Origin of the sequence: Gelidibacter algens, from assembly GCF_001678675.1 — a bacterium.
In the GTDB taxonomy this organism is placed as follows: domain Bacteria; phylum Bacteroidota; class Bacteroidia; order Flavobacteriales; family Flavobacteriaceae; genus Gelidibacter; species Gelidibacter algens.
Genome location: NZ_LZRN01000007.1, coordinates 58,230 through 73,891, shown reverse-complemented (window position 1 = coordinate 73,891; position 15,662 = coordinate 58,230). Strand labels below are relative to the sequence as shown.

The 15,662-nt window shown below is 39.0% G+C and carries 10 protein-coding genes; 6 read left to right on the top strand and 4 right to left on the bottom strand.

What is annotated here, in order from left to right; genetic code table 11:
- The first annotated feature begins 145 nt into the window (after window positions 1-145).
- From aspS to A9996_RS04910, 3 genes are read left to right on the top strand one after another with little or no spacing between them, the layout of a single operon-like run.
- Window positions 146-1,903 carry an aspartate--tRNA ligase gene (aspS, locus tag A9996_RS04920; protein ID WP_066431693.1) on the top strand — a complete coding sequence of 586 codons (1,758 nt, stop codon included), beginning with the start codon at window positions 146-148 and terminating at the stop codon, window positions 1,901-1,903.
- A 54-nt stretch (window positions 1,904-1,957) separates the two neighbouring features.
- On the top strand, window positions 1,958-3,745 hold the full coding sequence (locus A9996_RS04915) for a chloride channel protein (protein ID WP_083993848.1): 1,788 nt from the start codon (window positions 1,958-1,960) through the stop codon (window positions 3,743-3,745).
- Window positions 3,745-3,978, top strand: a complete 234-nt coding sequence (locus A9996_RS04910) for a hypothetical protein (RefSeq protein WP_066431688.1) — start codon at window positions 3,745-3,747, stop codon at window positions 3,976-3,978. The genes A9996_RS04915 and A9996_RS04910 overlap by 1 nt, the downstream gene beginning before the upstream one ends.
- Here A9996_RS04910 and A9996_RS04905 read toward each other — a convergent pair.
- Window positions 3,975-4,424, bottom strand: coding sequence for a nucleoside deaminase (locus A9996_RS04905; protein ID WP_066431686.1), 450 nt, complete (start codon window positions 4,422-4,424; stop codon window positions 3,975-3,977). The genes A9996_RS04910 and A9996_RS04905 overlap by 4 nt on opposite strands.
- 61 nt (window positions 4,425-4,485) lie before the next feature.
- Between A9996_RS04905 and dxs the strand changes: the two genes are divergently transcribed.
- Entirely contained in the window at window positions 4,486-6,264 is a 1,779-nt protein-coding gene (gene dxs / locus A9996_RS04900; RefSeq protein ID WP_066431684.1) for a 1-deoxy-D-xylulose-5-phosphate synthase, read from the top strand.
- Between the two features lie 8 nt (window positions 6,265-6,272).
- Here the strand turns inward: dxs and A9996_RS20810 are convergent, their stop codons facing one another.
- A complete protein-coding gene (locus A9996_RS20810) occupies window positions 6,273-6,398 on the bottom strand; it encodes a hypothetical protein (protein WP_262510703.1) in 126 nt (41 codons plus the stop codon).
- A 293-nt stretch (window positions 6,399-6,691) separates the two neighbouring features.
- Window positions 6,692-8,035, bottom strand: coding sequence for a deoxyguanosinetriphosphate triphosphohydrolase (locus A9996_RS04895; protein WP_066431681.1), 1,344 nt, complete (start codon window positions 8,033-8,035; stop codon window positions 6,692-6,694).
- Window positions 8,036-8,214: 179 nt separating this feature from the next.
- On the opposite strand from A9996_RS04895, the gene A9996_RS04890 reads away from it, so the two are divergent.
- Both A9996_RS04890 and A9996_RS04885 read left to right on the top strand, forming a co-directional pair.
- Window positions 8,215-11,028, top strand: a complete 2,814-nt coding sequence (locus A9996_RS04890) for a TonB-dependent receptor (RefSeq protein WP_066431677.1) — start codon at window positions 8,215-8,217, stop codon at window positions 11,026-11,028.
- 45 nt (window positions 11,029-11,073) lie between these two features.
- Entirely contained in the window at window positions 11,074-12,267 is a 1,194-nt protein-coding gene (locus A9996_RS04885; RefSeq protein ID WP_066431661.1) for a multidrug transporter, read from the top strand.
- Between the two features lie 70 nt (window positions 12,268-12,337).
- On the opposite strand, the gene A9996_RS04880 is transcribed toward A9996_RS04885, so the two are convergent.
- Complete coding sequence (locus A9996_RS04880) at window positions 12,338-15,592, bottom strand: zinc-dependent metalloprotease (protein WP_169817238.1); 3,255 nt, start codon at window positions 15,590-15,592, stop codon at window positions 12,338-12,340.
- Between the last annotated feature and the right edge of the window lie 70 nt (window positions 15,593-15,662).

Here is a 15,662-nt window from a genome sequence, read left to right as displayed (position 1 = left end):
AAAACACCGCTTTCAGCAAATTGAAAGCGGTGTTTTTCGTATTTCACACATCACCTGTATTAAGTTTAAAGCCCCCATAATTGTTAAACCTTTTCATATGATACTCATTTAACTTCATTAAATTTGCACTTCAATTTTTCATACTATGTACAGAAGTCACAATTGTGGTGAGTTAAGAGCATCACATATCAATAATGAGGTCACACTTTCAGGTTGGGTACAAAAGAGCCGCGATAAAGGATTTGTACTTTGGGTGGATTTACGCGACCGATACGGGATTACGCAACTTGTTTTTGATGAGGAGCGTACCCCAAAAGCGTTGATGGCGCAAGCTCAAAATTTGGGACGTGAATTCGTGATTCAGGTTAAAGGAACTGTCATTGAACGTACATCTAAAAATCCCAACATGGCCACTGGTGATATTGAAATTTTGGTTTCTGAATTGACAATTCTAAACTCGGCTCTACTCCCGCCATTTACAATTGAAGATGAAACCGATGGCGGTGAAGAACTCCGTATGAAATACCGCTATTTGGACATCCGAAGAAATCCTGTAAAAAACAGTTTGATCTTTAGAGCCAAAGTAGCACAAGAAGTAAGAAACTATTTATCAAACGAAGGTTTTATAGAAGTTGAAACGCCATATTTGATCAAGTCAACACCAGAAGGGGCCCGCGATTTTGTGGTACCAAGCCGTATGAATTCAGGTCAGTTTTATGCGCTTCCGCAGAGTCCGCAAACCTTCAAACAATTGTTGATGGTTGGTGGTATGGATAAATATTTCCAGATTGTAAAGTGTTTTCGCGATGAAGATTTACGTGCCGACAGACAACCAGAATTCACTCAAATTGACTGTGAAATGGCATTTGTTGAGCAAGAAGATATCTTGAATGCTTTTGAAGGCTTGACACGTCACCTCCTAAAAGAAGTCAATGGGGTTGAAATTGAAAAATTCCCACGCATGACCTATGACGAGGCGATGCAAAAGTATGGCAACGACAAACCAGACATTCGATTTGGGATGGCGTTTGGAGAATTGAACCAAGTAGCACAACACAAAGATTTTGGTGTTTTCAACACCGCTGAATTAGTAGTGGGTATTGCTGTTCCTGGTGGAAACACTTATACACGTAAAGAAATTGACCAATTGATTGATTGGGTAAAGCGTCCGCAAATTGGTGCTTTAGGCATGGTTTACGCACGTTATAATGACGATGGCAGCTTTAAATCTTCTGTCGACAAATTTTATGATCAAGACGATTTGGCAACATGGGCCGAAGCCACAGGCGCAAAACCTGGTGATCTAATTTGTGTACTTTCAGGAGATGCGCATAAAGTAAGAACGCAATTGAGTGCCTTGCGTATGGAATTGGCAACCCGTTTAGGTTTGCGCAATCCTAAAGAATTTGCACCCTTATGGGTTGTCGATTTTCCACTTTTGGAATGGGATGAAGACACAAAGCGCTACCACGCCATGCACCATCCGTTTACCTCACCAAAACCAGGACAATTGGAACTTTTAAAAACTGATCCTGGCGCCGTTAAAGCAAACGCTTACGATTTGGTATTGAACGGAAACGAAATAGGTGGTGGATCTATCAGAATTCATGATAAAAAGACCCAAGCCCTGATGTTTGACTATTTAGGATTCACACCTGAACAAGCCGAAGCACAATTCGGGTTTTTAATGAATGCCTTTCAATATGGCGCACCGCCGCATGGTGGATTGGCATTTGGATTGGACAGATTGGTGGCTATTTTGGGCGGGCAGGAAACCATTCGTGATTTTATAGCATTCCCAAAAAACAATGCCGGTCGCGATGTGATGATTGACGCACCTGCACCAATTGATGATAAACAACTTGAAGAACTGAGTTTGAAACTTAATCTCAAATCTCAATAATATTTAAACCATGTCCCGATAGCCATCGGGACAAATTTTTTAGTAGATTTAAATATGCCGAAACAACCGCTTTTTAAGCAACTCTTAATCTGGAGAGCAAAATACATCTCCCACAACCAGTTTGTGGCCATTTTAAGTATTTTGGTAGGCTTTACTTCAGGTGTTGGTGCGGTTGTTCTAAAAAACCTAACGCATTTTATCCAACATATTATGGAAGGCCAATTGGTACGTTATTACCATGAAGCGTTCTATTTTTTGTTTCCCATTATTGGTCTGACCTTGGTGTACCTCGTCATGAAGTATGTGATCAGGCATAAAGTAAGTCACGGCATCCCATCAACATTATTTTCTATATCCAAGCGTAAAGGCATCATGAAACGCTATCAAATGTTTGGGTCCATTTTAACCGCACCACTCACCGTCGGTTTTGGTGGTTCTGTAGGACTGGAAGGGCCTACCGTGGCTACTGGTGCTGCCATAAGCTCCAATATTGCACGCTTATTTCACGTCAACCAAACCACGCGTAATTTATTGATTGGTTGCGCCGCCGCCGGGGCCATGTCCTCAATTTTTAAAGCGCCTATTGCAGCTATTATTTTTGCTATTGAAGTATTCAGTTTAGATCTGACCATTGCCTCCATGCTGCCGTTGTTATTGGCTTCATTGTCTGCAATTTTGACCTCTTATTTTTTTCTAGGGAATGATGTGCTGCTGCCGTTTAGCCTTGAGGAAGGTTTTAAACTGTCTGACGCTCCGTTTTATCTGCTTTTAGGAGTCGTTGCAGCATTTACATCCATATATTTTACTGAAGTTTATGATCGCATCCAACGCTTGTTCGATCGTATTGATTCGCCAATAAAAAAATTAGTGATTGGTGGCTCCCTGCTTGGCGTTTTAATTTATTTTATTCCGCCCTTATATGGCGAAGGTTTTGAGGTGATCAATAATTTGATTGCAGGAAATCATGAAAAAGCATTACAAAATAATTTTTTGGATCTCAATTTAGACAATACCTGGATTGTTATTTTACTTTTGGCGGGATTGGTATTTTTTAAAATTATTGCGAGTGCGCTTACCTTTGGTGCTGGTGGTGTTGGAGGTATTTTTGCACCAACACTGTTCATGGGAAGCATTATGGGTAACTGTTTTGCAAAACTCATCAATCATAGCGGGTTTACAGATTATCCGGTTTCCGAAAGTAATTTTACTTTGGTAGGAATGGCAGGCTTGATGGCGGGTGTGCTCCATGCGCCCTTAACGGCAATTTTCTTGATTGCAGAAGTTACTGGAGGCTATGAGCTTTTTATTCCGTTAATGCTTACGGCGGCCATATCTTTCGGGATTACCAAATATTTCCATCCTCATTCCGTTTATACTATGGAGCTGGGTAGAAAAGGTGAACTGATAACCCATAATAAAGATCATGCGGTATTGACCTTAATGGATATCAATAAAGTTGTGGAGACCAATTTTATAAAAATTACAACCTCGATGACTTTAGGCGAAATTGTGCATGAAGCAGTCATCAAATCAAACCGAAATATCTTTCCGGTAGTAGACGATAAATCCAATAAGCTAAAAGGGATTATTCTGCTTGATGACATACGTCCTATCATGTTTGACCAATCTCTTTACACTGAAGTTTATGCCCGTGATGTGATGCAAGCACCACCCGATACCATCGACATCAAAAAGGATAAAATGACTGAAATAATGAAAAAGTTTCAAGACAGCGATGCTTGGAATTTACCCGTGGTGGATGATGGCATTTATGTCGGTTTTATATCAAAATCGAAACTGCTCACCATGTACCGTCGCAAATTAATTAACATTACCCAATAATGAAATACATTCTCATCTTTCTTTTTATAGCCACTTTAGGTAGTATTGCAGCAGGTTTTCTGTTGGAAACAGCATATTCGGAAAAACTGATTGGCTTCGGAATTATGGGCATATTCTTTATTCTCTTCCCATTGTTTACTTATCACCGCTGGAAGGACAAAAATTTAAAGGATTATATGCTCAACAAGGAAAATCTTGACAAGATGCGGGATAAGGAGAAGTACAAGCGCTAATTCAAATTGCGTTTTTCAATAAAGAAACGTTTCAATAATTCTGCAGATTCATCTGCCATAACGCCTCCCACCATCACTGTTTTGGGATGCAGCTTCGTATTCAGTGCAATACATCCTCTTTCAGGATCTCTTGCACCGTAAACAATTTTACTTATCTGGCTCCAGTACAAAGCTCCTGCACACATTTGGCAAGGCTCTAAGGTGACATATAGTGTACAGTTGATAAGATATTTTCCTCCTAAAAAATTGGCTGCTGCAGTAATGGCTTGCATCTCAGCATGAGCTGTCACATCAGTAAGAAGTTCCGTCAAGTTGTGCGCCCTTGCGATGATTCTGTCGTCAATAACAATTACTGCACCTACAGGAACTTCGCCTTTATCAAAAGCAACTTCAGCTTCCTGTAAAGCTTTTTTCATAAAATAATTAGCGTCAAAAGGGTTTTCCACAAGGCAATCTTCAAAGGTTAAAAATCAAAAATACAATTTCAAATGCTACATTTGTAGTCAGATGAAAAATTTATTGGACCATATCCATTCGCCTTCAGATTTAAGAGCTCTAAATCAAAAGGATTTACCACAACTGGCTAAAGCACTACGGGCGTTTATTATTGATATTGTGGCAACCAAAGAAGGTCATTTAGGCGCCAGTCTTGGTGTGGTAGAGCTCACCATTGCATTGCATTATGTTTTTAACACGCCAGAGGATTTGTTGGTTTGGGATGTTGGCCATCAAGCTTATGGTCATAAAATACTGACCGGTAGGAAATCTCTCTTTCACACCAACAGACAGCTTCACGGCATCAGTGGTTTTCCAAAACGCGACGAAAGTGACTATGATACTTTTGGTGTTGGCCACTCGTCCACCTCCATTTCGGCAGCCTTAGGAATGGCCATTGCTTCACAATTAAAGGGAGAACACAGACACCATGTAGCTATTATTGGTGATGCCTCCATTGCCAGCGGAATGGCTTTTGAAGGTTTGAATCACGCGGGCGTTACGGATGCTAATTTACTCGTCATCCTTAATGACAACGCTATAGGCATTGACCCGAGTGTGGGTGCCTTAAAGCAATATTTGACCAATGTTAAAAAAGGCACAGAGAAACAGGATACTATTTTTGAAGCATTGAATTTTGATTACTCCGGACCTATTGATGGCCATGATTTAAATGCCCTCATATCAGAATTGGAGCGATTAAAAACCGTTAAAGGCCCAAAGTTTTTGCATGTCATCACCACAAAGGGTAAAGGTTTAAAACAAGCCGAAGAAAACCAGGTCACCTATCACGCTCCCGGAAAATTTGATTCTCTTACTGGCGAACTGATTGTAAAATCGGCTTCATCGCTCACTAAATTTCAAGATGTTTTCGGATTGACTTTGGTAGAACTTGCAAAACAAAACCCCAAAATTGTCGGTATTACACCCGCAATGCCAACAGGAAGTTCTTTAAAATATATGATGGACCAAATGCCGGATCGCGCTTTTGATGTGGGAATTGCTGAGCAGCATGCGGTAACGCTCTCTGCAGGAATGGCCACACAAGGCATGGTGGTTTTTTGCAATATATACTCTACATTTTTACAGCGCGCCTATGACCAGGTCATTCATGATGTGGCTTTACAAAATTTGCCTGTTATTTTTTGTTTGGATCGTGCAGGTTTGGTGGGTGAAGATGGTGCAACACATCACGGGGTTTTTGATTTGGCTTATTTGCGATGTATTCCCAACCTCATTATTGTGGCACCTCGGGATGAAATTGAATTGCGCAACATGATGTATACTGCTCAACTAGGACTTGAACACCCCATTGCCATAAGATATCCTCGCGGTTATGGTGCCATTGCTGATTGGAAACAACCTTTTAAGAAACTGGACATTGGTAAAGGCGAAGTATTAAAACCAGGAAAAGACATTGCGGTTTTAACCGTTGGATTTATCGCCGAAAACGCAAAAAAAGCTATTTCTGAAATGAGCGATCCACAGCGTATTGCACATTATGATCTGCGTTTTATAAAACCTATGGACGAAGCGCTTCTACACGACATCTTCAAGACCTTCAAATATATTGTGACGATTGAAGATGGCACGGTCAAGGGCGGATTTGGAACTTCCATTCTCGAATTTGCAGCAGAACAAAGGTATCATCTGCCCATAAAAGTATTAGGCGTTCCTGATCTGTTCATCGAACAAGGAACGGTGGCACAATTGCAAAAGTTGTGCAAATTGGACGCCGAGTATATTACTAAAACTTTAGAAGCAGCGTTGTTGGAGATTGAGAATCACTAAACCGAATTTTAATTGGTTTCATGCACGTTAACGTGATCTGGTAAATCTTGGGCTCTTGAAATATCATCAATAACCAATAAAAAAGCGATGGTCACCAAAAGGATAACCAAAGCACCAATTATATTTCTTTTCATGTTATTAGAATTTGGGATACATCAAATATACAAAAACACCGATAAAATGCAAATTTTTTCGATTAAAGTCCAAAATTTATTAAAAATAGAATCGTACCTACTGTCTTTGAGACAATTACCAGAGATACTTTTTATGGATAAGTACTCCTATCACAGATAGGTTTTTAAACCCTCAGCTGAGAGTGTTAGAGAATTTCGAACTTCAAAAGTTAATTTTATCTCTTTATAAATCTAGTCGTTGTTCTTGGTTCTAGAAGCGAAGCGGTATTTGTTCTTTTCTCGGATATTAATCCCTAAAAATGCGTGCCCTGCAATTTTTTATGCGTCATAATGGCCTTACTGTCTGAAAATTTAGCCACATAATTACAGATGCCCAATACACTATGGTATAGATTTTCTTCATTCAGATCCAATGTTTTTGGAAAAATCTTAAGAATCGATTTGTTGTAGTTGCCTAAATTTCCTTGATGGTGATTCATGATCGTATTGGTAAAAACATCCAAAATACCATCAATAATTTTAAACCCGGCTATTTCTTTATCCACAACTTCGGCAGATTGATATACCTTTTCAATACTCACTTTAATAATATCCGTAATCTGCGCTTGATATTTAGAGACGTCCATCAAAGCTTTGTCAAACGTTCCGTTAAGGATCTCATCTTCATGAGCCATAAATAACTCCACAGCTTCATTGATCAATGTACTGATTGCCAAAGCCCGCAAATAACTGATGCGATCTTCAGTATTTGACAAGGCGTGGTAATTTTTAGTGTTGATGGTATCTCTTACTAAGTTTATCAGATATTCCAACGCATATTCTTCATTGATCAAACCTAAGTTAATGCCATCTTCAAAATCGATGATGGTATAACATATATCATCCGCAGCTTCCACCAAAAAAGCCAAAGGATGTCTGGAATAACTCAAATGTTGATCCTTACCCCTACAAATCAGTCCAAGTTCTTGCGCAACATCCACAAAAGCGTCTTTTTCACTCTGGAAAAATCCATATTTCTTATCTGCAATATGCGACGTTGGTTTTTTTGGCAAGGATTCTTTGGGGTATTTTATAAAGGCACCAAGTGTGGCGTAGCTTAAACGCAAACCACCCAATCTGCCCACGCGACTTTCGGTCAATATTTTAAATCCGTTGGCATTGCCTTCAAAGTCGCACAAATCTTGATATTCCTTATCTGTCAAATGCGCTTTAAACTGCTTCCCTTTTCCGTTTTTAAAAAATTCACCAATCGCTTTCTCACCAGAATGTCCAAAAGGTGGATTTCCAATATCATGTGCCAAAGCGGCTGCGGCCACAATAGCGCCAAAGTCGTTGGGCTGATACCCATGAATATTTTGAAGATGTGGGTATTTGGCCAATACTCTTTGACCAACGCGTCTGCCTAAGCTTCTACCTACCACGCTTACTTCAAGACTGTGCGTTAAACGGGTGTGGACAAAATCTGTTTGTGATAGTGGAATGACTTGGGTTTTATCTTGAAGGCTTCTAAATTCTGAAGAAAAAATGACCCGATCATAATCTACTTCAAAGCCCAAACGTGTTTCATCCTGTTCTTTACGGATACGTTTATGTGTATCTCCAAATCTCTTTAATGATAATAATTGTTCCCAGTTCATAGTAACGCTTTAAGCGCACGCAAGATACATTTTTCAATGTTAAGTTAAGATGTCCTATTTACAATAATTGGCCTTAAACTAACATTGAATTAACTTTTATATGACTTAGGTTTAATCCTTACATAACCTCGTCTTCACACTTGTTGAGTTTCTTTGCATCAAATATTTATGAGCAACTAATGAGACACATTTTAATAGGATTAGCATTTCTTTTCACTTCAATGATTTCAGCACAAACCACAGGTTCTATAGCCGGAAAATTGATTGATAAAGAATATAACAATGAGCCATTGGCCTTTGGAAACGTACTCCTTAAAGGAACTACAACAGGAACCACATCTGATATTGATGGTTTGTATGGTTTTGAAAATCTATCTCCTGGAAGTTACACCTTAGTATTTAGCTTTATAGGTTATGAAACACAAGAGTTGGACGTTGAGGTTGTCTCAGGAAAAGTCACTACTGTTAATGTCCCAATGGGAGCAAGTGCAGCATCTTTGGACGAAGTTGTCATTACTACAACCACACGAAAAGAAAGTGAGACAGCCTTACTATTGGATCAGAAAAAAGCCGTTGCCATTAAACAAAGTATTGGGGCAGAAGAACTTTCTAGAAAAGGCGTCAGTAACGCTGCTGCGGCAGTTGCCAAAATCTCAGGAGTTTCTAAACAAGAAGGGTCAAGCAATGTTTATGTTAGAGGATTGGGAGATAGATACCAGAATACGACCTTGAATGGGTTGTCCTTACCATCAAATGACGTCAACAAGAAAAATATCAATCTCAATTTGTTCTCTTCAGATGTCATAGAGAATGTTTCTGTAAGCAAGGCATACTCATCAAAATTCTATGGTGATTTCTCCGCTGGAAATATTGATATCGCTTCAAAGGACTATAAAGGGAATGGCTTTTTCGAAGTCTTTACAGGTTCTGGGTTTAATAGTAATGCTGCTGATAAAAATTTTGTCAGAAGTGAAGGCACAGGCTATTTTGGTTACTACGGCAGGTACGAGCACAATCCGTTTGCAATTATATTATCTCATGGAATTGATCCTGTAGATGCAGGAACGCCCATAAATATTGTTTATGGTGCCTCTGGTGGTGAGTCTTTTGACTTTAATAATGGTTCTCGCCTGAGTTTTTTCGGAACGGCTTCTTTTGAAAACAATTATGAATACAGAAAAGGATCAGCCATTGATTATACCTTGACCGAGAAAAAAGCCTTTGTTGACAGTGCTGAAGAATATGAGTATGCAACCACCACAACAGCAATGGCCAATGTAAATTACAAAATCAATAGTGATAATAGTGTAAAATACAACTCCTTGTTTATAAACAACTCATCTGATGTGGTTGGATATTTTGGGACAGACGGAAGCGGACGAAGTAGAGACGCTATTTTAAATACTGAACAGGGGTTCTATCAAATGAACGTTCAATTTGATCAAACCCAAATGTTTGTGAACCAATTGGAAGGTCAACATACTTCTGGAAAATTTGATTTGGATTGGGGCTTAGGCTATAATGTTGTATACTCCAAACAACCTGACAGAAAGCGTGTCACTCTTGAAAATTACCAGTTTGCTTTGGATAACGATCCAAACACTAATCCAACATTCTATAGCAATGTGGTATTTGACAACCAACGCTACTTTCAGAACATTGAAGATGAAGAATTGAATAGTCGTTTAAACTTAGCCTATAACATTTCAGAAGATATCAAATTAAATTTTGGATATGATGGCAGAAAAAAGGAAAGAACCTTCGACAATATTCGATATGGCTATGACATTGTAAACTCTAATTTTCCTGTAACGAATGTTAACGATTTCAACAATATATTTTCGCTAGAAAACCTTAACATCAATCCGGCAAGCAATGGCATCTATGAAATTAAGGTCATCAATACCGTTCCAACATTATCAAACACTAACAGACCTGGTCTTCCTGAAAACACATACAACGGAAACTTGACTGTTTACGCAGGTTATTTTGACGCTGAAATTAAAGCTGGTGAAAAATGGCTATTTGTACCTGGTATAAGAGTGGAATCGCTCAACCAAAACATTGCCTATGACGTCATCAATCTTGGCATCAATGGAGAGGACGAAAAAAACTTTTATAAAAACTTTTACTTGCCAAGTTTAAATATTAAGTACAGTCTTAATGAAGACCAGAACTTAAGGTTTACAGCTAGCCAAACGGTTTCTATTCCTGAATTCAAGGAGATTGCGCCATTTATTTATGAAGATGTCACAACACGAATTGGTGGTAATCCAGATTTATTAGAGAAAGGGTTTTCTGAAATTATCAACCTCGATTTAAAATACGAATGGTTTTTCAGTAAAAGTGAGCTTCTTTCTGTAGCGGCATTTGGGAAACAAATCAAAAACCCAGTCAACTTGGTAGTGGGTGCAGATGCTACTGGTACCCAGCGTTATTTCAGAACCGGTGATAAAGCTACAGTATATGGCTTTGAACTTGAACTAAGAAAAAACCTAATTACTGATAAAGACGACAATGCCACTTTATCCTTTGGTACGAATGCTACCTATATGCATACTGAACAAGACTTGTATGCGCAAATTGACGGGGAGACTTATGATGTGAGTTTCAATAAAAAATCAGAAGAACTGCAAGGTGCCTCACCACTACTTATAAATGCTGACATCAGCTATTCACCAGTTTTTGGAACCTACAAACCAACGGCTAATATTGTGTACTCATATTTCTCTGACAGAATTGACGCTCTGGGTTCTGGACAATTGGGAAATGTTATTGAAAAGAGTGTTTCAACCTTAGACTTTATCTGGAAGAACAATTTTAATGATGCCTTTGAAGTCAACTTTAGTGCAAAAAACCTCCTTGATCCAACCATAAAATACATTCGTGAAACCACTCTTGGAGATGTGGTGGTTAACTCCGCAAATGGTAATGGGGTTTCCGATTATAAGAGAGGTATTAATGTAAATCTCCAACTCAAATACAAATTTTAAAATTAATATAACTGAACATTAGAAATTAAATTAAAACTAGAAAAAATGAAAAATACTTTATTATTTGGATTAGCATTCGTTACACTGTTTTTCTCATGTACGACCGACGATACAGCTGATATTATTATCAATGACAATAGTATCACCAACAACAATGGAAATGGCGATACACCACCTACCGAAACTTGTGAAGCCATTCCAGCAGCTTTATTTACTTCAAATTTAGTGTTACAAGCAAACAAATGTTATACAATAAGCGGTCCTGTAATCATGGCAGCCGGAAGCTCTCTAATAATTAATGAAGGTGTCACCATTAGGGCTGCAGCTTCAGGGGCTGATGTTTATATTGCCATTTCACAAGGCGCAAATATTATTGCCAATGGTACCGCTTCTAATCCTATTGTTATGACTTCTGCCGCATCAAGTCCTGCTGCTGGTGATTGGGGAGGATTAATTGTCTTAGGAAAAGCACCTATTAACTCTGTAACAGGATCTGCAACTTCAACGTCAGAAATTGCAAGTTTGCCATATGGTGGTACTGAAGTTTCAGATGATTCGGGAATCCTCCGTTACGTTAGAGTTGAGTATTCTGGTGGTGCAGCTGATGGCCAATCTGAAAACAATGGGATTTCATTCTACGGTGTCGGAAACGGAACTACTGTTGAATACATCCAAGTCTTTGAAGGTAAAGACGATGGGGTTGAATTTTTTGGCGGGACAGTAAATGTAAATTATCTGTCAGTTATCAACGCACAAGATGATTCTATTGACTGGACTGAAGGCTACACTGGTACGATCACAAACGCTTATGTAAAGCATGGTGCTGAACATGACAAAGCAGTAGAAGCTGATGGTTACAATACAGATTTCAGTAATGCTGGAGGTTATTACTCAAAACCAAACGTTACCAATCTTACAATTGTTGGTATGGGAAATACAACTGGTACAGAAGCTATTCGTTTAAGAGCTGGAACCCAAGGGATTTTCAAAAACTTACTCATTCAAGGTTTTGAAGAAGGTTTTGATTTAGATGGTGATGCTGGTGATAATCCAACTGGTGTTGGTGTAGTGAGTGGTGATTTAAATGTGACAGATGTTACTTTTACCGACGTTACTACAAAAGTAAAAAATGATACCGGTGTAACATTTAACATCGATGGTGATTTCATTAAATCTGGAGATGGCAATGGTACAGGTACTGCATACGCAAGCTGGAGTTCTGGTTGGACTGTACAATAGTCAACCTAACTTTTAATCATAAAAAAGGAGCTAAATATTAGCTCCTTTTGTTGTTATATATGGTTGGTTACTAGTTTACCAAAATCTTCTTGGTAACCGTTCTCAAACCATCAGAAATATTTATGAGATACATGCCTGATTGTATATTATCTAAACGAATGACCTCCCTAAAGTTGGTCGTGTTTTCATAACGATTTTCTTGAACCTTTCTACCTCTGATGTCATAGACCTCTATTTTGATAGCTTCTCCCGAAGTAGATTTCAGCTTTATAGTAAACGCCCCTTGATTTGGGTTCGGAAAAATGGCGAAAGCTTCAAAGCTATTGTCTTCTAGAGATAATGGCCGTGCCAGACAAAGCTGTAAGGTATATTCAAGAAGACTTCCTCCGTCCGTATCAAAAAGATCAGTAACCTGAAGTCTCCAAGTACCTGCAGACAATTCCCCATTTAGGACTGATAAATCGCCTTCAGGAATATAAGAACCTGTAAAAGGTGCACTACCCTGTGTAATGGACTCTGTTGCTTGCTGATCGAAAATAGTATTCGTGTAATTTTCGCCCTCAGTTAAACTATTATTGTTGCTCAATAGAATGGATACACCCTTGGGACTAATCAATACCAGTCTTAAATCTTTAGCCCATTCATGCTGAATATTTACCTTTACATTAACATCAGTAATAGGCAAATTCTCAGTCACCATAAGAGCAGAACTGTAGGTGTTTGATCCTGTAGGTGATATTGCGATTGGCGTGTCAGTAGCAGTAATGGACATGTTACAGGTAGAAACTCCGGTAGAAAACGTATTGATAGAAGACGTCGTATTACCTGAACATCTATTCGTACCCGTCACTCTCCAATAGTAAACCGTTTCTAATTCTAAGGCAGCTTCATATAAATTGGTAGTAAGCATTTGAGAATCCACGATGTTATTAAAATTACTGGTGGTTGAAATCTCCAATAAATAATCTTCCACATTAACATCATCTTCCCAGGACAACTCGACATTGCTGTATAGACCAGCGGCATCATTAATAGGTGCTATCAATGCTATTGTCGCAATACTATTGCTAAATAAATTAAGCTCCAGAACAGAGCTGTTTGTGATAGAACCCGAAGTTCCTACCGCTGAAAACTCATATGTCCCTGGTCCAATTGAACCAAGCCCAGTGATGGTCATCGTCCCTGGAGTGCCATCAGCACTTGCTGAGGTTGGACTAAAGGTAGCCGATGCGCCTGTTGGTAAATTTATGGCAGAAAACACTGTGTTTTGATTATAACCACGGTAGGTATTATAGGTAAAATTATAAACCGCGTTATTAGATCGGCATACCGTAACTGTCATAGGAGAGAAATTTACAAGGTAATCAACATCTATAATCTTAAAATTTGCAATGTTGAGGTTATAGAAAATATTCCCTGCGCCTTCCACCATAATTCTCGCTTTATTGGTAATAGTACCCGCAGGAACCGAAATAACATGTGATCCATCATTAGGTACATTAGTGGCGAGGAAGTAAGGGAAGGTAACACCACCGTCTATAGAAAGCTTGATGTTGACAAATAATGTATTTACAAGTCCTATATTAGTATCTGCAACATCCCAAGTGACTGTTTTGTTTGATCCAATTTCCCATGTCACTTCAGATGTTTGTGAAGTCACCCTAAAAGGACCTGGGCTATCGATTGTTGTAACAGACATATAGTCAACAGCCGTTTGACCGCCACGAGAATCGTTGTCTCTAACAGTTAAAGCGAAATTAAGGACTCTTTCAATAGAAGCCAATTTTTCATATGTTGTAGAAGTACCTCCATTGGCCAAAGCATCCTGTAATCTTGGTATATATCTCACAGGATTGGGTGTGTCCTGAAAAGAGCGCACCATAGGCCCAAATTCCGTAGTTACGGTTGGCACCCCTGCAGGCCCTAAATCAAATTGTTCCCAAGTATAGGTATGCGTTCCGGTGCCATCAGGATCTGTTGAAGAACCTGACAATTTGTAAGGCGTTGAAATTGGAATGGTGTATGACACTCCTGCATCAACACTAGGACCAATATTTCCTGTAACTGTTATACTCGCGCAGGTACTACTACCTTCAGTTATATTTTTCCATATTTGTTGCAAACTGGCTTGATGGAAATAGTCCCCACTATTAGGTTGAACATTTTGAGGAGAGCAGGTACCTGCATAGGCCATAATAGTTGACCCACTACCAGGTTCATAAGCTGTAATGCCAGTTCTATTACCTGGTGTACAGAAACCAGTAGTGCCATTAAAGGTATGGGTTGCTCCAAACTGATGGCCCATTTCGTGGGCTACAAAATCAACATTAAAAGGATCTCCTATTGGTTGTGGAAGCCCAGTGGTGGCTGCACCTTTAGTATTTGTACATACCCTTGCCAAATATGCACTTCCTCCTGAAGCTGTTGTGAAGGTATGGCCCATATCATAAGCTCCCTCCCCTATAATACTATTTATAATACCGGTAGTGGCGTTTATGTTTCCTTCATTTGAAAAAAGACTATTACCTGTAGTAGAAATCAGAAGGTTATTATTGGCTACCAAAGTCATTCTAATGGATAATTCACTCTCATAAATAGCATTAACCCTTGTCATGGTTGCATTAATTGCATCTAAAGCAGAGGCTACGGTGCCGCCGTGAAAATTAGTGTATTCAATACTTGTGCCTACCGCCAACCTGAACGTACGTCGTTTACCATCATTGGCATTTCTTGCGGCCGCAACATCCAAATCTAAATCTACTGATCTTGAAAGGCCATCTTCCATAACGCCACATTCAAACAAATTTGCTGTTACCGGGATCGCACTTCTTGAAAAGGCTTCATAAACGCCATCACTGGTATACGGATTGATAAATTGAACTCCGTTCTCAATAGACATGGTCATGGAATGCAAACCGCTTGGGGACACACTAAAATAGACAACTGTGGCTGCATTTTTCAAACCATAACCCACATAGGAACGAATATCAGGAAATTTTGCCTGAAGTTCAGGATGCATTACTGAGTATTCCATAATCGTAAAGGTTTCCATGGATCCATCAGCGTTTGGGAAATCGAGAAGTGTTTTGGATTGCCTTCCTGAATCTCTTTGGGGGGCATTTTGCAAATTTGATTTTAAAACTCCCATATCTAGCTGATAATAGGATGCATTTTGTGGCACAGTTTTTTGGGGAAGTAATGTTCTCTGAGCAACGTTGTTTTTGGTGGTTTTTGTCCACGGAGATGCGCTTTTCTGACCATAGCCTATAGAAAAAGCCAGAATCACGATTAAAAACAAGGGCGTTTTTAGGTATCTATTTTTCATATAATCTATTTTTATCATTATCTAGCGTTGTGAAAGTTACGCTCAAAATAAAAGAATTGCAAAAAATAAT